The sequence below is a fragment of the Ruegeria sp. Ofav3-42 genome, assembly GCF_022347725.1.
Lineage (GTDB): Bacteria > Pseudomonadota > Alphaproteobacteria > Rhodobacterales > Rhodobacteraceae > Ruegeria.
In genome coordinates this window covers 129,066-149,140 of sequence record NZ_JAKRGB010000003.1, presented here as the reverse complement: position 1 = coordinate 149,140, position 20,075 = coordinate 129,066, and the positions used below count along the sequence as shown (strand labels likewise).

Sequence of the window (20,075 nt, the reverse complement as noted above, 5' to 3'; positions counted from 1 at the left end):
CCAGCCTGCCGGAAACTCAATCAACAGGTCCAAATCATGTCCACCTGCGTTTTCATCCAGATCCGCTGCAAACCCGGCACCACCTACAAGGTCGCTGAAGATATCGCACTGCGCGAGATCCACTCGGAGCTTTATTCCACCAGCGGCGAATATGACCTGCTGCTCAAGCTCTACATCCCCGAAACTGACGATGTCGGTCATTTCATCAACGAAAACCTGCTGGTGATCCCGAATATCGAACGGTCACTGACCACAATGACCTTCAAAGCGTTCTGAGTCAGGCTGAGACCTCGGACGCGGAACTTTGCGGCGAGGCGCACGCCAGAATCGCGCCATTGCGCGCCTGCTGGTCAGTTGCTCTGGCCCGGAGCAACTGATGCACTCCGAAAAGTACCATCAAGGGTGCGCCAAGCGAGACAAGGTAATTGTCTCCGGCCATTTGCGACCAAACCATGCCGAGGGCGCAAACGCCCAGCAAAACGGCAGAATGCTTGCGTTTTTCCCTGTGGCTACTGGTCGGGTAGTTCAGAAACCCATTCTTTGTGAACACGGTTAAAACAAGTCCTGTTGCAAATACGGTCATCAAGACAAGCGTGGGGATGTTTCCGGTCAGCACTGACGCGATGTTGCGGTGGCCTGCGTAAATCAGACTCTCAATCAGAGGTGTGATCGCGACCATGAATATGTTGATGCCAAGCAGGATCGGCTGCGGCCGCAGCGAGTTTCGGGCATAGGCGACGCAAACCATCGCGGCCAGGACCGTTCCGACCCACCCTGCCAGTCGCAAGTCTGCCGTTGTGCGAAGCAGAATCATGAAGGTTAGGCCGGGAAGGTTCTCAAACATCTCAAGCAGCAATCGTTGTTGGTTGGCTCCCGGCATGTCTCAAAAGTCCCTGAACATTGCAAATTCGCTCGGGTGTTTCACAATCAGCCCAACTCAAATGTCGTAATGCCGTAGATCCGATCCAGGTCGATGTCCGGCGCGTGGCTGGAATACATACGGCCTGTTTCGAATACTTTGGTCAATCCCAACTGGTGCGCCATTGCCATGGCTTGCGTGTTGGGGTTGGGCATGTCGATGAAGACCTCTGCGTCCATCTGGTCGGCGGGAAGGGTCGTCAGCAGCGACGCCAAAAGGGCCTGGGCGATCTCGGGCGTGTCCGCAAACAAAGGCCCGACCTTGTACCCGGCCAAACACCGACGCAGCGTTGCATAGCCTCTGATTTGCCCGTCTTGTTCGAAAATCCGAGAGTGGTGATTGGGCGCATCCAGCCAAGTGTGCAGAAATGTATCGCGGGGGGCAGGGAAAAGACCTCGGTCATATGCCCTCAGCTCATCCGTCAGGGCGCTGAGGGGCGTGATCTGGCTGAGTGGCGACCGGCCCAACTGGTCCAGGATTCCACCGACCGTGCCTGAGAAACGGTAATTGTCATAGGCCAGTTCGAACCCGAATTTGCGATAGTTGTCCTGCTGTTCGACAACGCCGTCCATGCCCATGTTCCGGTGCTGGCAATGTGCCTTTACCGCTTCGGCGACCTGAAGCCCGTATCCCGATCCGCGATACTCGGGCCGAACGATGTAAAAGCCTAAGAACGAATAGTTATCGTCGTAATTCACGGCCGAGGCCGAGGCGATCATCTGACCGTCCAAGAACCCGCCCTTAAAACCCTCGGGGTCCGAGCTGCGGAAACAAACAGCGTCATGCAGACCGGGGTTCCAGCCTTCGTGGCCGGCCCAGTCGACGGCCGTCTGAACCTCATCCGCTGTTAAAGCGCGAATTACGTATTCCGGCATGGGGGGGCTCCGTCGTGATTGCGAACAACCCGAGGATGCCGCAACAACACCGAAAGAACCAGTAGGTTTGGAGAGTTTGGTATCTGGAGCGGGCGAGGCGATTCGAACGCCCGACCCTAACCTTGGCAAGGTTATGCTCTACCCCTGAGCTACGCCCGCATCAGATACATATGTTTCGGCCTTTCGACCTCTCAATGGAGCGGGCGAGGCGATTCGAACGCCCGACCCTAACCTTGGCAAGGTTATGCTCTACCCCTGAGCTACGCCCGCGCCGTTGAGTGAGGAGGGATGTATAAATTCCCACGCAGGGCTGCAAGCGGAAAAAACAAAAAAGAGGAAAATTATTTGCGACGGAAACGTGCCCTTTGACCGTTCAGGAACCAGAGCATTGAAAAATAAGAACGGTGGACGTGAAAAAAATGAAGAAAACTGCGGACCTGAAAATGGCGGCGCTGGCTGCAATGATTTTGGTGGCCTCAGCATTGTCAGGCAAAGACGACGGGCATTTGGGCGAAGCCAAGGCGTTTTTTATGGAAGCGCCCCGAATCGAAACTCGGATTTTGGCGGGTTAACCCCGCCACCCTGTTTTACAGCGCCAGCACCAGACTCGCGATTGCTGCACCTGCGATGACACCAAAGGTCAGCAGCATGCCAATCTGACGGAGAATCACGATCTGCGGTTTGCGGCCAAATCCATAGGCGTGCAGTACACGTCCGGCGAGAATGCCAAGACCCAAAAGGTTGACCAGCCAACCACTTGCCCCTTGCAACTCGACCATTGCGATCAGCAACAGAGCAAACGGCGCGTATTCGGCAAAGTTGGAGTGTGTCCGGATCACCTTCAGCATGTCGGTATTGCCGCCATCGCCGTAAGAAATCTTGTCGCTGCGGCGCTGCATGATGACCCGCACACTCAGCGCGACGTATAGAAGTGCCAGCAATGCGGCATAGACAGGGGTGATGGACAGCATGGTCTGCTCCTCTCAGGGCCAAAAAACAGGCCGCCCGGTTGCCCGAGCGGCCCTTGTAACCCTAATAGGTTAGGTCGTTTATTCCAGTTCGACCAGTAGGTCCTTTGCGTCAATCTGGCCACCGGGCTGGACGTGGATGGCTTTGACTGTCGCATCACGCTCGACGTGGATGCCGGTTTCCATCTTCATCGCTTCGATGGTCAGCAGCAGGTCGCCTTCCTTGACCTCTTGCCCCGCTGAAACCGCAACAGTGGCCACGACACCCGGCATCGGAGCGCCGATGTGGTTGGGGTTGCCGGCCTCGGCTTTGGGGCGGGCCTGTGTGCTTGATGTAACCATCCGGTTCGGAACGCGGATGACACGGGGCTGGCCGTTGAGTTCGAAGAACACGCGAACTTCGCCGTTCTCGTCGGTCTCACCGATGGCCTGACAGCGGATTTCCAGCGTCTTGCCCGGATCGATCTCGGCGGTGATCTCTTCGCCGGGCTCCATGCCATAGAAGAAAGTCCGCGTGGGCAGGGTGCGCACCGGGCCATAGGTCCGGTGACGACCCATGTAATCCAGGAAGACCTTCGGATACATGAGATAGCCGTTCAGATCCTCATCATCGATCTCTTTGCCCTCAAGTTGTTTGGAAAGGTCGGCGCGTGTCGCTTCCAGATCAACCGCTGGCACGTCCTTGCCCGGACGATCGGTGTTGGGAGTCTCATCCTTCAGCACCTTTTTGATGATCGTGTCGGGGAATCCGCCCGGAGGCTGGCCCAGGTTGCCGCGCATCATATCGACAACCGAGTCGGGGAAGGCCACATCTGTTTCGGGGCTTTCCACGTCGGCGCGGGTCATGTTCTGGCTGACCATCATCAGCGCCATGTCACCGACAACCTTCGAAGAAGGCGTCACTTTCACGATGTCGCCGAACATCTGGTTCACGTCAGCGTACATCTGCGCGACTTCGTGCCAGCGTTCTTCCAGCCCGAGACTACGCGCCTGCGCCTTGAGGTTGGTGAACTGACCGCCGGGCATCTCGTGCAGGTATACCTCGGACGCCGGGGCTTGCAGGCTGGATTCGAAAGCCGCGTACTGGCCACGAACCGCTTCGAAATAGTCGCTGATCTCGCGGATCGCCTTGATGTCCAGCCCAGTGTCACGCTCGGTATGGCGCAGGGCTTCGACCACTGTGCCCAGTGTCGCCTGAGAGGTGTTGCCCGAGAAGCTGTCCATCGCGCAATCCACCGCGTCCACGCCCGCCTCGGAGGCGGCCAGGATGGTGGCGCTGGCGATACCGGCAGTATCATGCGTGTGGAAGTGGATCGGCAGGCCAACCTCTTCCTTCAGTGCGCGGATCAGGATGCGCGCCGAGGCAGGCTTCAGCAGACCCGCCATGTCCTTCAGGCCCAGAATATGCGCGCCCGCGTCGCGAAGCTCTTTGGCCATGCCGACATAGTATTTCAGGTCATACTTGGCGCGATCCGGGTCGAGAATATCGCCGGTATAGCAAACCGTGCCCTCACAGATCTTGCCATTCTCGACGACCGCATCCATCGCAACGCGCATGTTCTCAACCCAGTTCAACGAGTCGAAGACGCGGAACACGTCGATGTTTTTTGACGCCTGACGGACGAACTCCTGCACCACGTTGTCGGGGTAGTTGGTGTAGCCAACCCCATTTGCACCGCGCAGCAGCATCTGGGTCATCAGGTTTGGCATCGCCTCGCGCAGGTCGCGCAGACGCTGCCACGGGCATTCCTGCAGGAAGCGGTAAGCCACATCAAACGTCGCGCCGCCCCAGCATTCGACCGAGAACAGTTGCGGCAGGTTGGCGGCATAGGTCGGTGCCACCTTGATCATGTCGATCGAGCGCATCCGGGTCGCCAGCAGCGACTGGTGGCCATCACGCATGGTGGTATCGGTTATCAAAAGCTGACGCTGGGCCTTCATCCAGTCGGCAACGGCTTGCGGACCCTTTTGTTCCAACAGGTTGCGCGTGCCCATCTGCGGTTCGGCCTTGGGCGCAGGTGCTTTAGCCTCTTTCAGGTCGGCGCGCGGTTCCGGACGGTCCTTGGTCTCGGGGTGCCCGTTCACCGTGATGTCGGCGATATAGGTCAGAACCTTGGTGCCCCGATCGCGGCGACGCTTGAAGGCAAACAGGTCCGGCGTCGTGTCGATGAACTTGGTGGTGTATTCGTTCGACAGGAAGGTCGGGTGCTTCAGCAGGTTGATGACAAAGTCGATATTGGTGCTGACGCCGCGAATACGGAACTCGCGCAGGGCGCGGTCCATGCGGGCAATGGCAGCCTCAGGCGTGGGCGCTTTAGCTGTTACTTTGGTCAGCAGAGAGTCATAGTACCGTGTGATCACGCCGCCCGCATAGGCGGTGCCCCCGTCCAGACGGATACCCATGCCGGTTGCCGAGCGATAGGCGGTGATACGACCGTAATCCGGGATGAAGTTGTTCTGCGGGTCTTCGGTCGTAATCCGGGTCTGCAGAGCATGGCCGGTCAGATGCACGTCGGCCTGGCTTGCCGCACCGGTCGCCTCGGCCAGAGTTTTGCCTTCGGCGATCAGGATCTGAGCCTGAACGATGTCGATACCGGTCACTTCCTCGGTGACGGTGTGTTCCACCTGCACGCGCGGGTTCACTTCGATGAAATAGAACTTGCCGGTTTCCATATCCATCAGGAATTCGACCGTGCCCGCGCATTCATAGTTCACATGGGCGCAGATCTTGCGGCCCAGTTCACAGATCTCCGCACGCTGTTCTTCGGACAGATACGGAGCAGGGGCGCGTTCAACGACCTTCTGATTCCGGCGCTGGACCGAGCAGTCGCGTTCGTAGAGGTGATAAATCTCACCATGCTTGTCGCCCAGAATCTGCACCTCGACGTGGCGGGCGCGGATGATCATCTTTTCCAGATACCCTTCGCCGTTGCCAAATGCGGCTTCGGCCTCGCGGCGGCCTTCCAGCACTTTTTCTTCCAACTCATCCTCAGAGTGGATCGGGCGCATGCCGCGCCCGCCGCCGCCCCAGGACGCTTTGAGCATCAGCGGGTAACCGATCTCTTTCGCCTCGGCGCGGATCGCGTCCATGTCATCGCCCAGCACTTCGGTCGCGGGAATCACCGGCACGCCGGCCGCGATGGCCACGCGCCGTGCGCTTGCCTTGTCGCCTAGGGCGCGCATGGTTTCCGCCTTGGGGCCAATGAAGGTAATGCCGTTCTGAACGCAGGCATCCACAAAGTCCGGGTTTTCGGACAGCAAGCCATAGCCGGGATGGATGGCATCCGCGCCGCATTCCTTGGCAACGCGAATGATCTCGTCAATCGACAAATAGGCGGCAACCGGCCCCATTCCTTCGCCAATACGATAGGCTTCATCCGCCTTGAACCGGTGCAGACCGAGTTTGTCTTCCTCGGCAAAGACGGCAACAGTGTGTTTGCCCATCTCGTTGGCCGCGCGCATCACGCGAATGGCTATCTCGCCGCGATTGGCAATCAGGATCTTCTTGAAGTCGGTCATGTTGGGTCCCGGTCCTACTTGTTTGGCCGTGTTGATAGGCGGACAATACGCGCACGTATATCAGTCGTTCTGGGTAGAACCGGCATGTTAACGCTCGCAAACGCCTTCTGTTAACGCTATCTGTCTTTTATCGCTGCGCCGCGGCATCAACAAGCGGTGTGATGGCGGGCAAGTGATTCAGCGTCTCAGCCCCCAATTGGCCCATGTTCGCCAGCAAATCCTGCCGCAAAATATCGATCACATGGGTAGGACCCTGAGGGCCTAATGCGCCCAATCCGTACATAAAACCCCGCCCCAGCATCACAAAATCGGCCCCAAGAGCCTTGGCACGCAGGACATCAAGGCCACCTTCGATCCCGCTATCGAAAATCAGGGGCAGGTCGCAGCCCGCGCGAATGGCGGGCAGGGCGTCGATGCTGGCCGGAGAGCCGTCGAACTGACGCCCCCCGTGATTCGAAATCCAGATGGCGTCAACCCCGGCTTTTTGCAGGGGCGCGGCATCTTCGGGGCGCAATACACCTTTGACCACCAGCGGGCCATCCCATGCATCGCGCAACCAATGCACATAGTCCATGTCAGGCGATGTACGAAGCAGGTACCCGACATGCGCTGTCGGAGGCAAATTGCTGGAGTTGTCCGTATACTTGTCCAGCGTCCGCATCCGCGGCGGGCCGCTGCGCGCCATGCCGATCGCCCAGGCGGGCCGTTGCGCGATCTGAGCCAGCAGCCGCGGGGTCAGTTTCGGCGGATTGGTCAAGCCCGAGCGCGTCTGACGTTCCCGCCGAGACGCAACCGGGACGTCTGCTGTCATGACAAGTGTCGTGAACCCCGCGTCCCGGACCCGATTCAAAAGGTCTTTGCGAATGTCCGGGTCTTTAGGGGGGTACAGTTGAAACCAGGCGTTTTCACCTAGATGAGGCGCAACGTCCTCGGGGCTTTGGCTGGCAACGTTTGACAGGGTAAAGGGCAGTCCGGCTTTGGCAGCCGCGCGGGCCAGATGCCCTTCTGCGTCGGGCCAGATCAAGCCAGCCATGCCGATCGGAGCAATTCCGAAAGGCAGCGGGTAGGTCTTGCCCAGAAACTCGGTCGACGTGTCAAACTCCATCGGTCCGTGCAGGATCGAGGGCATGAAGCCGACGCGATCCAAACCTTCTCGATTGCGATGCAGCGTTGCCTCAACCCCGGTTCCGCTGTCCAGGTATTCCCAGACAAAATGAGGTATCCGGCGCTTGGCACGGTGTTTCAGGTCGGCAATGCCGGGATAGCGGCTGTGAAGATCCATAAGGATTGATCAGACCTGAAACGCGATTCGGCAAGGATTTTAGGTGATTGGAGGCCCCCCAACCGCCTTGAACGGCTTCTTCAGTTCTGCCACCGGAGCCGTGTCGCTACCAGCAACTCGTACCTGATTGCGCCCTTTGTCCTTGGCCGCGTACAGCGCATCATCTGCTGCGCGCATCAGGTCTTGTGGCATGGTACCATGTGCCGGGTAGTGGGAAACACCAACAGAGATCGTAATGCGGGGTAGGGACTTTTCACCATAGCGAACCGACACGGCCTCAACCGCCTGCCGCAAGCGTTCGGCACGTGTAATTGCATCTTCCGAGGTATTGTCCGGCAGGATCAGCATGAATTCCTCACCACCGATGCGGCAGGCAACCTCATCCCGGTCGCACCCCTGCTCCAGAGCAGCGCCGACCGCGCGCAGTACCATGTCACCGGCATCATGACCGTGAGTGTCATTGAACTTCTTGAAATGATCCACATCCACGGCAATCAGGCTCAGTGGCGCACCAGTCTGCTGGCTGCGACTGATGGATTTGCGCAGGGTTTCGATCATATGGCGGCGGTTGAACAGACCGGTTAGGGGGTCCCGGACAGACTGGTCGTGCAGTTGATCGCGCATTCGCACGTTGGCAATGGCCATGCTGATCTGTTCGGCGCAGAGTTGAGCCAGTTTTTTGCTGGCGTGAAACGCTTCGTCCGTCCCTTCAAGCGCTCTCAAATGCAGCAGGCCAACCGTTTCGCCATGTGCGAGAATGGGAAAGCAGAAATAGGGTCGACCATCATGTGGTTCCGCGTGTTCACAGACAAAATCAATTTCGGATGCGCCAAACTCATAGGTCCGGCCGCGCCGCAAGCCCCAGCACCCCTCGGGGTGGATGTGTGCCTTGTGGGATCCACCGTTCCAACTGGCACACCCATCCAGCACATCACGAGAGTTCGAATAGACATATACGCTGCCCTCAGCCTCGGGCAGGATATGCGTCATGAAGCGCGACACCATGTCGAACAGCTCATCCAATGAGCGGCTGGATTGCAGCCATTCATTCAACTCGCCCAAAAGCCGCACTTCGCGGGCCAGCCGTAGTTGTTCGTCCATCAGATCGCGCTCTTTGGCGGATTGTTTGTGCAGGGCGCGCACTTGAAAGCGGTTGGTCCGGTAGCTTGCAAAGGACACGGCGGCGAGAGCCAACAGGGCAATACCGCTCAATACCGTCAACGATATCCTGAGCCGAGAAATAAACGTTGTGCGCAGGTCGGAGATATCCGTGAAGAACTCTATGGCACCGATGAATCGACCATTCTTGGTGACCGGCATGAAAACTTCGGCGACTTGATGTTGTGTCGCGTTCAGGATGTTGTCGGTGTGCAGATCTAGCCCGTCGATCTCTGACAGCGGCACAGCCTCCTGAATATAGTGAATCATTCCTCTGGCAACGTCGCTGCGAAAGAAGTCGCGGTTTTCAACGTTGCCGACTTCATCTGGGCGAGTCGACCAACTGACCCGCCCATTCGTGTCAAAAAGCTTGAAGCGATACACATCAGATGCTTCCGGCATTGACGCCAGAAACTCGGCGTCATGCGCGTCAATTATGCCGCTCTCCAGCGCAGTTTCGGGGTCATCCAGATGCAAGACGACACGGCGTTTCCAAAGCTCGGCTTGCTTCAGTATGTCGATCTTCAACATCCTGTCGACCAAGGGGGCGGGTAATTTGTAAATTCCCCAACCGCATCCAATCGCCAGAGAAATCAACAACATGCTGATGCCGATCCATTTCAGCCGATGATTAACGGCCCCCCGATTTTCCTGTTTCATTACTTCGCGCTCCCACAGCTATGAACCGATCATCGCGGTGGGGGTTTTACGGATGGTTAACGGATGCAGTTTCGGCCTCAGAAGCTTGATTAGAATTGATGGCAAAGTCCTCCCAAAAACAGTGCGAACAAGGCGTGAACAAACTCTTTCCCTCGGCCTCCATCCAGCGTAGTTTGGAAAGATGAGCAGTTTCGACGAAATGGACGCCTTTGAGGGCGCATCTCTGTCCGCGCGTGCAATGGCCGCGCGTCCCACGTCCTATCTGGACGATCTGAACCCGGCGCAGCGCGACGCGGTCGAGCGGCTGGATGGTCCTGTTTTGATGCTGGCAGGGGCGGGGACCGGCAAGACCAAGGCCCTGACGGCGCGAATCGCGCATTTGCTAAGCACCGGACGTGCACGCCCCAATGAGATTCTGTCGGTAACCTTTACCAATAAGGCCGCGCGCGAGATGAAAGAACGCGTGGGCCGTCTGTTGGGGCAACCGGCTGAAGGCATGCCTTGGCTGGGTACATTTCACTCGATCTGCGTGAAACTGTTGCGCCGGCATGCTGAACTGGCTGGCCTCAAATCGAATTTCACCATTCTGGATACGGACGATCAGCTGCGTCTGCTCAAGCAGTTGATCCGGGCCGCCAATATTGACGACAAGCGCTGGCCCGCGAGGATGCTGGCTGGAATCATTGATGACTGGAAGAACCGCGCGCTGATGCCCGATAAGGTGCCCGCTGCTGATGCAGGTGCCTATAACAGCAAGGGTATTGAGCTTTACGCGCAGTACCAGACGCGCCTGCGTGAGTTGAATGCGGTCGATTTCGGCGACCTGCTCTTGCACGTCGTCACGATATTTCAGACCCATCAGGACGTATTAGAGCAATATCAACGTTGGTTCCGTTATATCCTTGTGGATGAGTATCAGGACACCAACGTCGCCCAATATCTTTGGCTGAGGCTGTTGGCTGGCGGGCACAAGAATATTTGCTGTGTGGGTGATGACGATCAGTCCATCTATGGCTGGCGTGGGGCCGAAGTGGGTAACATCCTGCGGTTCGAAAAGGATTTTCCGGGCGCTTATGTCGTGCGGCTGGAGCAGAATTACCGCTCAACCCCCCATATTCTGGCTGCTGCATCCAATGTCATTCGCGGCAACGAAAGCCGCTTGGGTAAGGAATTGTGGACCGATGCGGAAGAGGGCGAAAAGGTTCGTCTGATCGGTCATTGGGATGGCGAAGAAGAGGCGCGTTGGATCGGTGAAGAGATCGACGCGATGCAGGGTGGTACGCGCGGCGTGCGGCCGTTCAATCTGGATGAAATCGCGATTCTTGTGCGTGCGAGCCACCAAATGCGCGCCTTCGAAGACCGTTTCCTGACCATCGGGCTGCCCTACAAAGTCATAGGTGGACCGCGATTCTATGAGCGGATGGAGATCCGCGATGCTATGGCCTATTTCCGGCTGGTGGTCAGCCCCGGCGACGATCTGGCGTTCGAGCGGATTGTGAACACGCCGAAACGCGGTCTTGGCGACAAGGCGCAACAAACGATTCAGATGACCGCGCGGGAAAACGGCGTGTCTCTGGTTGATGGAGCGCGCATTGCGGTCGATGGCGGACTGATCAAAGGCAAGGGCGGCAAGGCGCTGCGCGAGCTGATCGATGGGTTGGCGCGGTGGAACGCGATGACTCGTGGGCCGCGGATTGAGGTCGACGACGATTCGGTGATCGATGATGGCTCCGCTCCGATGCGGTTTGGTGAGCCCGAAGTCTCGCATATCGAGCTGGCCCAGATCATTCTGGACGAATCCGGCTATACCGCGCACTGGCAGAACGAAAAGACGCCCGAAGCGCCCGGCAGGCTGGAAAACCTCAAGGAACTGGTCAACCAGCTGGATAATTTCGAGAACCTGCAAGGTTTTTTGGAACATGTCAGCTTGGTGATGGACAATGAACAGGAAGGTGACGGGGCCAAGGTCTCGATCATGACATTGCACGCGGCCAAGGGGCTGGAATTTCCGACCGTGTTCCTGCCTGGATGGGAAGATGGTCTGTTTCCGTCCCAAAGGTCGATGGACGAATCGGGGATCAAAGGCCTCGAGGAGGAGCGGCGGCTGGCCTATGTGGGTATCACCCGAGCGGAAGAGGTCTGCACGATCTCATTTGCCGCCAACCGGCGTGTGTTTGGGCAATGGCAGAATGCGATGCCGTCCCGTTTCATTGACGAACTGCCGGAAGATCGCGTCGAAGTCCTGACGCCTCCGGGCTTGTATGGTGGGGGCCAGCCCACGGCCGGCATCGAAACCCGCGCTGCTGAGGCCAATGTCTATAACTCGCCCGGTTGGAAACGGATGCAGGCGCGGCAGGGGCAATATGGAATGTCCCAGCCGCGCGAAAGCCGCAACACCGTGATTGACGCAACAGCTGTGGCCAGTTTCACGCTGGGCGAACGCGTGTTCCATCAGAAATTTGGCTACGGCGCTGTAATCGGGATCGAAGGCGACAAGGTCGAAGTCGATTTTGACAAGGCGGGGATCAAAAAAGTGGTCTCGCGGTTCTTGTCCGCCAAGGATGACGTGCCGTTTTAGCCAAATGGAATGTGCCTGACGGCACATGCTCGATTGTTTGATGGGCGCCCGGTCTCGACTGCGGCGCCTTTTTCTTGGCCAGAAAAAAGAAAAACGGCGGTTCCCAGGGAGGAGGAGAGGAAACCGCCGTTCTTTTCAACACCAGGGCAGGGAGGAGGAGAGCCCCGATGTATCCGAACCCGGGTTTGATCCCGGTATGAGGAAGACGCGGCGACGTCAGGGAGGAGGAGAGACGTCGCCGCGCGCTTTTAACACCGGGAAAGGGAGGAGGAGTACCCGGTGTGTCAGTTTTCCGGCGTTCAGGGCCGGTATAAGGTGCGACGACATCAGGGAGGAGGAGAGATGTCGCCGCTGAAATACAGGTCCTAAAGGGAGGAGGAAGGACCTGATCTCGTTGTTTCTGTGCGCTTAACGCGCGACGTGGTCTTCAGCCGCTTGCTGGGCCAGGCGACGGATCATCGAGCGATGAAGCCCCAGATCAGCCAGTTCCCGGTTCGACAACTCAGACAGTTCATTAACTGTCTGGCGGTAAATGCGATAACGCGCGAACCGAGTCTTTGCCGCCTCAATCAGCGAAGCCAGGCCGGTTACCGGTGCACCTTTGAGTGCGGTGTTATGTGTTGCTACAGCCATTTGCTTAACTCGATAGTTTGTTCGTGCCGGTGTGTTCCGGCGTTTGCTTGAGATTGAAAATAGGCAAATGCTGCAATTGCACAATACTTCACGTGATCAATGCCGCTATGCAGCAAATGCATAGATATCAACTGGTTGCTGACGCGGTTTTGGAATCCCCTGTAAAACAAGGCTTTCGGTGGTTGCTTCCCTTGGGGCAAGTTTCACCCTGATATTTCAAGTTCTGAGGGTTGCGCGTTTTTTGAGCGAGGTTCGTCAAAACTTGGGCGCTGTATGTATCAGTTCCGCAGAGTACGTTTCTGTCATCAAGCGAGTTCGGTGCTATGGGAAATCATGGGCGCAGGCTGGGAGAGGGTAGATGTTGCGCCCTTTCGATTTGGTCGATGGTGGGTGATTCGTCAGAAATTTCTGCTGATTAACGCTCATTTGACGAAGTTTTTGGCTTAATCGATTTTTTTCTGGGAATTCGTGGGATAGTTTGGGTGCTGCCTTTATTTTGGCATATTTAGTGTTTTCGCAACTTCGATCGTCCACAAATGGTGCCTGCGAAGTGGTTTTCATTTGATCTTGGCTCGGTTAAATTGCGATTCTTCTAAGCGTGTCGCAAAAATTCCTATTGATTTCCATAAATTCCCATGGCATCCCTTATTCATCCGATGAGGACGAGGCACATGGGGCGCCAAACGACCCCGAACCAATAAAAAACAGGTTTCATACAGGCATCTCGCTTTCATCAATCAAGAGATCCGGCGCGCGGGCGAGCAGACATCCCCCCAGGTGGCGCGCGCAGCTGGACATCCCGCACAGCGGGTCAATGCGGCGGGTTGATCAGTGGCAGCAGATCAACCCGCCGTTTTTCATCCGGGGGAAACGTTGGTGGGGCGCAAGCGAAAGGGACAGTCGTCTTGGCGCGCAGGTTTAGAGGCGAAAGCCATCACAAGGTGGATACGAAGGGCAGGGTGTCGATCCCGGCCTCGTTTCGCCGTGTGCTTGAGGCCTCGGACCCGAACTGGCAACCTGGTGACAACCCCGAACTTGTGATAGTGTACGGCGATCACCGTCGCAAATTCCTTGAATGTTATACCATGCAGGCGATTGAAGAGGTGGACTCCAAGATCGATGCGCTGCCCCGCGGGTCAATGCAGCGGAAGATGTTGCAGCGCATGTTCCACGGTCAATCCTTCCCGACCACCGTGGACGAAACCGGTCGTCTGGTGCTGCCGGCCAAGTTGCGCAGCAAGATCGGGCTTGAGAACGAGGCGTTCTTTATTGCCGCTGGCGACACGTTCCAGATCTGGAAGCCGGAAACCTACGATTCCGAAGAACTGGCCGCTGCTGAAGAGTGGCTGGACGAACAGCCCGAGGACTTTGATCCTCTGGAGTTCCTTGATGGCACCGGGGATGCGTAACGGCATGGCCGGCGCTGAAACCCCTTCCAACAAACCCCATGTTCCTGTTCTGCTGCGCCCGTTACTGGACGCCGTTGCGCCTGTTTCGGGTAACTGGCTGGATGGCACATTCGGTGCCGGTGGCTATACACGCGGACTGCTGGAGGCCGGGGCCGACAAAGTCATTGGTGTGGACCGCGATCCGCTGGCATTTGAAATGGCAGCTGACTGGGCCGGGGGATATGGTGACCGGCTGGTGATGCAGCCGGGCGTTTTCTCGCGCATGGATGAATATGCGCAGGATCTGGACGGGATCGTCTTGGATCTTGGCGTGTCGTCGATGCAGCTGGATCTGGCCGAGCGTGGGTTTTCCTTTATGAAGGATGGCCCGTTGGACATGCGCATGAGCCAGGACGGTGAAAGCGCAGCCGATCTGGTCAACTCTGCGGCCGAGGCGCAACTGGCGGACATCTTGTTTCACTTTGGCGAGGAACGCGCCAGCCGCCGCATCGCCAAGGCTATTGTTAAAGCGCGCACCGAGGCGCCGATCACCACAACTCTGCGTCTGGCCGAGATCATCGAATCCTGTCTGCCCCGCCCCAAGCCTGGGCAATCGCATCCCGCAACGCGCAGCTTTCAGGGCCTGCGGATCGCGGTGAACGCCGAATATGAAGAGCTGTATCAAGGCCTCATGGCGGCTGAACGCGCTTTGAAGCCGGGTGGGCAACTGGCCGTGGTGACGTTTCATTCCATCGAGGACCGGATGGTTAAACGGTTTTTTCAGTCTCGTGCCGGAAAGACCGGCCGGGCCAACCGTTATGCGCCCGAGATTGAGCGGGAACAGCCACAGTTCACGCTAAAGACTCGAAAGGCAGTGGGTCCTGACGAGCAGGAATTACAGGAAAATCCGCGCGCGCGTTCGGCCAAGCTGCGCGTTGCAATTCGGACCAAGGCTCCAGCGGGGGAAATTGATGCCCGCGCGCTTGGGATGCCTCAATTAGGGGGAAGGGCAAAATGAAGAGTGTTTTGTATGTGTTGACTGCTCTGTCCGTGTTTGGACTTGCGCTGTGGGCCTATCAGGAAAACTACCGCACGCAGCAGGTCGTGAAGGAGACGCAAAGGCTGCAGCGCGAGATCGGGATGGCGCAGGTGCGTCTGGCGGTGCTGAACGCCGAGTGGGCGTATCTGAACCGCCCCGACCGGCTGCGCGAGCTGGCGGATATCAACTTTGAGCGGATGGGTCTTTTGCCCCTGCGTGCCGAGCAGTTCGGCCGCGCCGACCAGATTGCTTATGCCGAGGACCCGGATCTGCCGATCGTGGACCCGATCGAATTGCAGGCCATCACCGATATTCAGGCTCTGGGTGAGGTGCAGATCCCATGACCCGGACGCCTCTTCGCCCGCTTGCCCGGATCCTTGATGCCCGCGCCCGCGGTGAAAACCCAAAAGCGATTGAGCGAGAAAATATCCGCCAGCGCCACGAAGACATGAAGGACCGGGCCCGTGCCCGCGCCGAAGGTCGCTTGCTGGTGTTGGGTTTGTTCTTTTTCTGCGCGTTCTCGGTGGTCGGCTTTCGAATGGGAATGCTGGCCACGTCCGAAGCGCAGGAGCCTCTGGCCTCAGCCTCCGGTGCCGCGATTGCCATGCAGCGCGCCAACATCGTCGACCGCGAGGGGCGCATTCTGGCCACCAATTTAGACACCTACTCGGTGTACGCTCAACCACCGCTGATGATCGACCCGGTCGCTGCGGCCGATCAGCTTGTGGCAATCTTCCCTGATCTGGAAAAAGAGCGTCTGGTCAAGGACTTCACCGGCAATCGCAAGTTTCTTTGGATCAAAAAACGCATCTCGCCTGAGCAAAAGCAAGCCGTGCACGATATCGGCGATCCCGGTATTCTGTTTGGTCCGCGTGAGATGCGGCTGTATCCGAATGGCCGTCTGGCCGCACATATTCTGGGTGGTTCGAGTTTCGGGCGCGAGGGCGTCAGCGCTGCCGAGGTTATCGGCGTGGCGGGTGTGGAAAAGCAGTTCGACGATTACCTGCGCGATCCCGCCAACGGTAACAAACCCCTGCAGCTTTCGCTGGACCTGACGATTCAGGCGGCGGTCGAGCAGGTGCTGTTTGGCGGCATGAAGATCATGAACGCCAAGGGCGCCTCGGCTATTCTGATGAACGCGCATACGGGTGAGGTGATCTCGGCGGCGTCACTGCCGTCCTTTGACCCGAATGACCGCCCGCGTCCGCCGACCTCGGGCTTTGACCCCTCGGACAGCCCGTTGTTCAACCGCTATGTGCAGGGCGTCTACGAGCTTGGCTCCGTGTTCAAGATTTTTACGGCCGCACAGGCGGTTCAGTTGGGTCTGGTGAACTCGAACACCATCATCGACACGTCGGGGCCGATGAAGATTGGCCGTTTTCCCATCGGTGAGTTCAACGGCAAGAACTACGGTAAGATCAGCGTTTCGGATGTGATCGTTCACAGCTCGAACCGGGGCACGGGTCGTTTGGCATTGCAGATCGGCGCGCAACGGCAGCAGGATTTCCTGGAATCTTTGGGTATGTTCGATCCCACTCCGTTCGAGATTGTCGAAGCCAAGGGTGGCGAGCCGCTCAAGCCGAAGAAATGGGGCGAGCTGAGCACCGTTACGATTTCCTATGGTCATGGTCTGTCGACCAGTCCAATGCATCTGGCCGCTGGGTACGCGGCAATTGCCAATGGTGGGCATTACGTCAGCCCGACGATCCTGCGCAAGAATGGGGCGCAATACGGTCCGCGCGTGATGTCGGAAAGTGCTGCGACGCAAGCGCAGAACATGCTGCGCCGTGTGGTGACCGATGGCACCGCCAGCTTCGGCGACGTGAAGGGTTATGATGTCGCGGGCAAGACCGGCACGGCAGACAAACCCAAACCGCGCGGCGGCTACTACGATGACAAGGTGATCGCGACCTTCGCTACGCTGTTTCCCGCCTATGACCCCAAGTACGTTCTGATCGTGACTTTGGACGAGCCGTCCATTGTTGCTTATGGCGAAAAGCGGCGTACGGCAGGCTGGACAGCTGTTCCTGTCGCTGCGGAACTGATCGGTCGCATCGCTCCCTTGCTGGGTCTGCGTCCCCGGCTTGAGCCTGATGCGCGCGCTGCTATAACCCTGACCTCAAATTAGGCTGTCCGGCAAGAGGTGGGTCATGGGCACAAGGACAAAGAAACTGAGCCAACTGGCCCTGACCGCGCGAGGTGGCTTTAATCCCGATATCACCGGGTTGGCCGCCGATAGCCGAGAGGTCAAGGACGGTTACCTGTTTGCGGCACTTCCCGGCACGCGCGTTCATGGCGGTGAATTCATTCAATTTGCCCTGCGCATGGGCGCTGCTGCGATCCTGACGGATGCCGAAGGGGCCGAGATTGCCTCGGACGAACTGGCGGGGTCGGATGCCGCGCTGATCGTGGTCGAGGACCCCCGTCAGGCGTTGGCGGGCTGCGCCGCGCTGTGGTTCGGCGCGCAGCCTAAGACCATCGTCGCGGTTACTGGCACCAACGGTAAAACATCCGTAGCCACCTTTGTGCGTCAGATCTGGACTGAACTTGGCCACTCCGCTGTCAACCTGGGTACAACTGGTGTCGAGGGTGCTTGGACCGCCCCGCTGGCCCACACCACGCCCGAGCCGATTACCCTGCATCGCTGTTTGTCCGAAGCCGCCGAAAACGGGGTGACCCACGCGGCGATGGAGGCATCATCGCACGGCCTCGAACAACGCCGTCTGGATGGTGTGCATCTTGTGGCCGCCGGATTTTCGAACTTCACGCAGGACCATCTGGACTACCACGAGACATTCGAGGCGTACTTCGACGCCAAGGCAGGCCTGTTCGATCGGGTTCTACCGCAGGACGGCACAGCCGTAGTCAACATGAGTGACCCCAAGGGGGAAGAGATTTGCAGCCTTGCCCGAGCGCGGGGACAGAAGGTTCTGTCCGTAGGGCTTGCGGATGCAGACCTCTGCCTTCTCAACCAGCGCTTTGATGCAACGGGTCAGGACCTTCGGTTTTCCTGGCAGGGCAAGGTGTTCCAAACCCGTCTGAACCTGATCGGTGGCTTTCAGGCCGAGAACATCCTGCTGGCGTGCGGTCTGGTAATCGCGGCTGGTGAGGAACCAGAACGCGTATTCGAAACCCTGCCGCACCTGACAACCGTTCGGGGGCGTATGCAATTGGCCGCAACTCGCGAAAATGGCGCGGCGGTATTCGTGGATTATGCCCATACACCCGACGCGGTGGCCACAGCGCTCAAGGCGCTCAGACCGCACGTGATGGGTCGCCTGATTGCAATCGTTGGGGCGGGCGGGGACCGCGATGCCACCAAGCGCCCGCTGATGGGCCAAGCTGCCGCCGATCATGCCGATGTGGTCTTTGTAACCGACGACAACCCCCGCAGCGAAGACCCGGCGACGATCCGTGCCGCAGTGATGGAAGGCGCGCCGGGCGCGACGGAAGTCGGCGATCGGGCCGAGGCGATCCTGCGCGGTATTGACGCCCTGCAGCCGGGGGACGCACTGCTAATCGCAGGTAAAGGACATGAAACTGGCCAGATCGTCGGCGATCAGGTGCTTCCCTTTGATGATGTCGAACAAGCCAGCATCAGCGTGGCGGCTCTGGATGGGAGGGTCGCATGACGCTCTGGACTGCAGCTGAGGCCGCCGAAGCCACCGGTGGACGCGCTACCACCGATTGGGTAGCCAATGGTGTCTCGATTGACACCCGAACCATTCAGCCGGGCGACTTGTTCGTCGCGCTCAAGGCTGCGCGGGACGGGCACGATTTCGTGGCGCAGGCTCTGAAAAAAGGGGCAGGGGCGGCTTTGGTGTCCCGAATTCCTGAAGGTGTGCCCGAGGATGCGCCTTTGCTGATTGTCGAAAACGTGCAAACGGGGCTTGAGGCGCTCGGTCATGCCGCTCGGGCCAGAACCGGCGCTCGGGTGGTTGGCGTGACTGGCAGTGTCGGCAAGACATCGACCAAAGAAATGCTGGCGACCATTCTGGAGACGCAAGGTAAAACCCACGCCAGCGTCGCCAGTTACAACAATCATTGGGGCGTGCCGCTGACGCTTGCCCGGATGCCTGGCGACACCGAATTTGCAGTGATCGAAATCGGTATGAACCATCCCGGAGAGATCGGTCCGCTGGCAATTCAGGCCAGACCGCACGTGGCGCTTGTAACAACGGTGGCGGCGGTGCACCTCGAAGCCTTCGACTCGGTCGCGGATATCGCGCATGAGAAAGCGGCGATCTTTGACGGATTGGCGCAAGGCGGTGCGGCCATTGTCAATGCAGACATCGAACACGCAGATATCCTGCGGACCTGCGCAAAGAAGCTCGGTGCAAAGCCGATCGAGTTTGGCCACAATGCAGCGGATTTCACGCTGACCAGCGTGGTCCAAGACGCCGACTCGGTGCATGCGACGGCGTCAATTGCAGGAAAACCGATCTCGTTTGATGTGCAGTCCGCGGGGACTCATTTCGCCATGAATGCATTGGGTGCTTTGGCGGCCTGCGTCGAGTTGGGCGTTGATCTGGACAAGGCAATCGCCAGCCTCGGCGGATGGTCGCCGGTCAAGGGGCGCGGTGTGCGCGAGAAGATCGCCTTGGCAGATGGCGGTCAGATCGAATTGCTGGACGACAGCTATAATGCGAACCCAACCTCGATGGAGGCTGCTCTGGATGTTTTGGCGGCCGCACAGGGTTCGCGCCGCATCGCATTTCTGGGCGATATGAAAGAGTTGGGGGCAAATGAAATCGCCATGCACGCAGCGATAGCCGGTGTTCCAGCTATGCAGCATGTCGATCAGGTGCATTGCGTCGGTCCGTTGATGAAGGCGCTGCACGACGCGCTTCCGTCTAAAAAACGTGGGCTGTGGTCCGAGACCAGCGCCGAGATGGTCGAACATCTGACGAAGTTGGTTCAGGCGGGCGATACAGTGCTGGCAAAGGGATCTCTGAGCATGGCGCTGGCACTGATTGTTGACGGTTTGCGCAAAATGGGGCAAGGGGGCGCGCTTGATCGATGACCGCGCCCGCGACCTCTGTGTAAGAAAGGTTTT

Annotated in this window: 16 protein-coding genes and 2 tRNA genes; 9 read left to right on the top strand and 9 right to left on the bottom strand. The window is 58.4% G+C overall.

The genetic code is table 11. The annotated features are described in order from the left end of the window. The first annotated feature begins 36 nt into the window (after window positions 1-36). Entirely contained in the window at window positions 37-276 is a 240-nt protein-coding gene (locus MHN28_RS06045) for an Lrp/AsnC family transcriptional regulator (RefSeq protein WP_155147317.1), read from the top strand. A gap of 1 nt (window position 277) precedes the next feature. On the opposite strand, the gene MHN28_RS06040 is transcribed toward MHN28_RS06045, so the two are convergent. The 4 genes from MHN28_RS06040 to MHN28_RS06025 form a co-directional block, all read right to left on the bottom strand. Further along, on the bottom strand, window positions 278-880 hold the full coding sequence (locus MHN28_RS06040; protein ID WP_239337120.1) for a hypothetical protein: 603 nt from the start codon (window positions 878-880) through the stop codon (window positions 278-280). Window positions 881-927: 47 nt separating this feature from the next. After that, window positions 928-1,794 carry a GNAT family N-acetyltransferase gene (locus MHN28_RS06035; protein WP_239337119.1) on the bottom strand — a complete coding sequence of 289 codons (867 nt, stop codon included), beginning with the start codon at window positions 1,792-1,794 and terminating at the stop codon, window positions 928-930. 84 nt (window positions 1,795-1,878) lie between these two features. Then, window positions 1,879-1,953: transfer RNA gene (locus MHN28_RS06030), tRNA-Gly, on the bottom strand. Between the two features lie 36 nt (window positions 1,954-1,989). Next, window positions 1,990-2,064: transfer RNA gene (locus MHN28_RS06025), tRNA-Gly, on the bottom strand. 149 nt (window positions 2,065-2,213) lie between these two features. Here MHN28_RS06025 and MHN28_RS06020 point away from each other — a divergent pair. Next, window positions 2,214-2,366 carry a hypothetical protein gene (locus MHN28_RS06020; RefSeq protein ID WP_239337118.1) on the top strand — a complete coding sequence of 51 codons (153 nt, stop codon included), beginning with the start codon at window positions 2,214-2,216 and terminating at the stop codon, window positions 2,364-2,366. 15 nt (window positions 2,367-2,381) lie between these two features. On the opposite strand, the gene MHN28_RS06015 is transcribed toward MHN28_RS06020, so the two are convergent. The 4 genes from MHN28_RS06015 to MHN28_RS06000 form a co-directional block, all read right to left on the bottom strand. Further along, window positions 2,382-2,765, bottom strand: a complete 384-nt coding sequence (locus MHN28_RS06015; RefSeq protein WP_239337117.1) for an MAPEG family protein — start codon at window positions 2,763-2,765, stop codon at window positions 2,382-2,384. Window positions 2,766-2,843: 78 nt separating this feature from the next. Next, window positions 2,844-6,281: a pyruvate carboxylase gene (locus tag MHN28_RS06010; RefSeq protein WP_239337116.1), complete on the bottom strand. Its 3,438-nt coding sequence runs from the start codon at window positions 6,279-6,281 to the stop codon at window positions 2,844-2,846. A 127-nt stretch (window positions 6,282-6,408) separates the two neighbouring features. After that, complete coding sequence (locus MHN28_RS06005; protein ID WP_239337115.1) at window positions 6,409-7,563, bottom strand: alpha-hydroxy acid oxidase; 1,155 nt, start codon at window positions 7,561-7,563, stop codon at window positions 6,409-6,411. 39 nt (window positions 7,564-7,602) lie between these two features. Beyond that, on the bottom strand, window positions 7,603-9,381 hold the full coding sequence (locus MHN28_RS06000; RefSeq protein ID WP_239337114.1) for a diguanylate cyclase: 1,779 nt from the start codon (window positions 9,379-9,381) through the stop codon (window positions 7,603-7,605). Between the two features lie 181 nt (window positions 9,382-9,562). Here MHN28_RS06000 and MHN28_RS05995 point away from each other — a divergent pair, with 181 nt between their 5' ends. Beyond that, window positions 9,563-11,959, top strand: coding sequence for an ATP-dependent helicase (locus tag MHN28_RS05995; protein WP_239337113.1), 2,397 nt, complete (start codon window positions 9,563-9,565; stop codon window positions 11,957-11,959). A 408-nt stretch (window positions 11,960-12,367) separates the two neighbouring features. Here the strand turns inward: MHN28_RS05995 and MHN28_RS05990 are convergent, their stop codons facing one another. Beyond that, on the bottom strand, window positions 12,368-12,592 hold the full coding sequence (locus MHN28_RS05990) for a DUF1127 domain-containing protein (protein WP_239337111.1): 225 nt from the start codon (window positions 12,590-12,592) through the stop codon (window positions 12,368-12,370). Window positions 12,593-13,497: 905 nt separating this feature from the next. Here MHN28_RS05990 and mraZ point away from each other — a divergent pair. From mraZ to murF, 6 genes are read left to right on the top strand one after another with little or no spacing between them, the layout of a single operon-like run. Beyond that, a complete protein-coding gene (mraZ, locus tag MHN28_RS05985; RefSeq protein ID WP_239337109.1) occupies window positions 13,498-14,001 on the top strand; it encodes a division/cell wall cluster transcriptional repressor MraZ in 504 nt (167 codons plus the stop codon). Between the two features lie 4 nt (window positions 14,002-14,005). Beyond that, window positions 14,006-14,998, top strand: coding sequence for a 16S rRNA (cytosine(1402)-N(4))-methyltransferase RsmH (gene rsmH, locus MHN28_RS05980; protein ID WP_239337669.1), 993 nt, complete (start codon window positions 14,006-14,008; stop codon window positions 14,996-14,998). Next, entirely contained in the window at window positions 14,995-15,363 is a 369-nt protein-coding gene (locus tag MHN28_RS05975; protein ID WP_239337107.1) for a cell division protein FtsL, read from the top strand. Before rsmH ends, MHN28_RS05975 begins: the two co-directional genes overlap by 4 nt. Continuing rightward, window positions 15,360-17,147 carry a penicillin-binding protein 2 gene (locus MHN28_RS05970; protein WP_239337106.1) on the top strand — a complete coding sequence of 596 codons (1,788 nt, stop codon included), beginning with the start codon at window positions 15,360-15,362 and terminating at the stop codon, window positions 17,145-17,147. The genes MHN28_RS05975 and MHN28_RS05970 overlap by 4 nt, the downstream gene beginning before the upstream one ends. 22 nt (window positions 17,148-17,169) lie before the next feature. Continuing rightward, window positions 17,170-18,651: a UDP-N-acetylmuramoyl-L-alanyl-D-glutamate--2,6-diaminopimelate ligase gene (locus MHN28_RS05965; protein WP_239337105.1), complete on the top strand. Its 1,482-nt coding sequence runs from the start codon at window positions 17,170-17,172 to the stop codon at window positions 18,649-18,651. Then, a complete protein-coding gene (gene murF, locus MHN28_RS05960; protein ID WP_239337104.1) occupies window positions 18,648-20,042 on the top strand; it encodes a UDP-N-acetylmuramoyl-tripeptide--D-alanyl-D-alanine ligase in 1,395 nt (464 codons plus the stop codon). The genes MHN28_RS05965 and murF overlap by 4 nt, the downstream gene beginning before the upstream one ends. Window positions 20,043-20,075: the final 33 nt, after the last annotated feature.

What these genes read in the sequence shown, in the direction of transcription:
- rsmH (WP_239337669.1), top strand. Translation starts at nt 14,006, where the DNA reads ATGGCCGGCGCTGAAACCCCTTCCAACAAACCCCATGTTCCTGTTCTG.
- murF (WP_239337104.1), top strand. Translation starts at nt 18,648, where the DNA reads ATGACGCTCTGGACTGCAGCTGAGGCCGCCGAAGCCACCGGTGGACGC.
- MHN28_RS06020 (WP_239337118.1), top strand. Translation starts at nt 2,214, where the DNA reads ATGAAGAAAACTGCGGACCTGAAAATGGCGGCGCTGGCTGCAATGATT.
- MHN28_RS05965 (WP_239337105.1), top strand. Translation starts at nt 17,170, where the DNA reads ATGGGCACAAGGACAAAGAAACTGAGCCAACTGGCCCTGACCGCGCGA.
- MHN28_RS06010 (WP_239337116.1), bottom strand. Translation starts at nt 6,281, where the DNA reads ATGACCGACTTCAAGAAGATCCTGATTGCCAATCGCGGCGAGATAGCC.
- MHN28_RS06015 (WP_239337117.1), bottom strand. Translation starts at nt 2,765, where the DNA reads ATGCTGTCCATCACCCCTGTCTATGCCGCATTGCTGGCACTTCTATAC.
- MHN28_RS06005 (WP_239337115.1), bottom strand. Translation starts at nt 7,563, where the DNA reads ATGGATCTTCACAGCCGCTATCCCGGCATTGCCGACCTGAAACACCGT.
- MHN28_RS05990 (WP_239337111.1), bottom strand. Translation starts at nt 12,592, where the DNA reads ATGGCTGTAGCAACACATAACACCGCACTCAAAGGTGCACCGGTAACC.
- MHN28_RS06000 (WP_239337114.1), bottom strand. Translation starts at nt 9,381, where the DNA reads ATGAAACAGGAAAATCGGGGGGCCGTTAATCATCGGCTGAAATGGATC.
- MHN28_RS06035 (WP_239337119.1), bottom strand. Translation starts at nt 1,794, where the DNA reads ATGCCGGAATACGTAATTCGCGCTTTAACAGCGGATGAGGTTCAGACG.
- MHN28_RS06045 (WP_155147317.1), top strand. Translation starts at nt 37, where the DNA reads ATGTCCACCTGCGTTTTCATCCAGATCCGCTGCAAACCCGGCACCACC.
- MHN28_RS05995 (WP_239337113.1), top strand. Translation starts at nt 9,563, where the DNA reads ATGAGCAGTTTCGACGAAATGGACGCCTTTGAGGGCGCATCTCTGTCC.
- MHN28_RS05970 (WP_239337106.1), top strand. Translation starts at nt 15,360, where the DNA reads ATGACCCGGACGCCTCTTCGCCCGCTTGCCCGGATCCTTGATGCCCGC.
- MHN28_RS06040 (WP_239337120.1), bottom strand. Translation starts at nt 880, where the DNA reads ATGCCGGGAGCCAACCAACAACGATTGCTGCTTGAGATGTTTGAGAAC.
- MHN28_RS05975 (WP_239337107.1), top strand. Translation starts at nt 14,995, where the DNA reads ATGAAGAGTGTTTTGTATGTGTTGACTGCTCTGTCCGTGTTTGGACTT.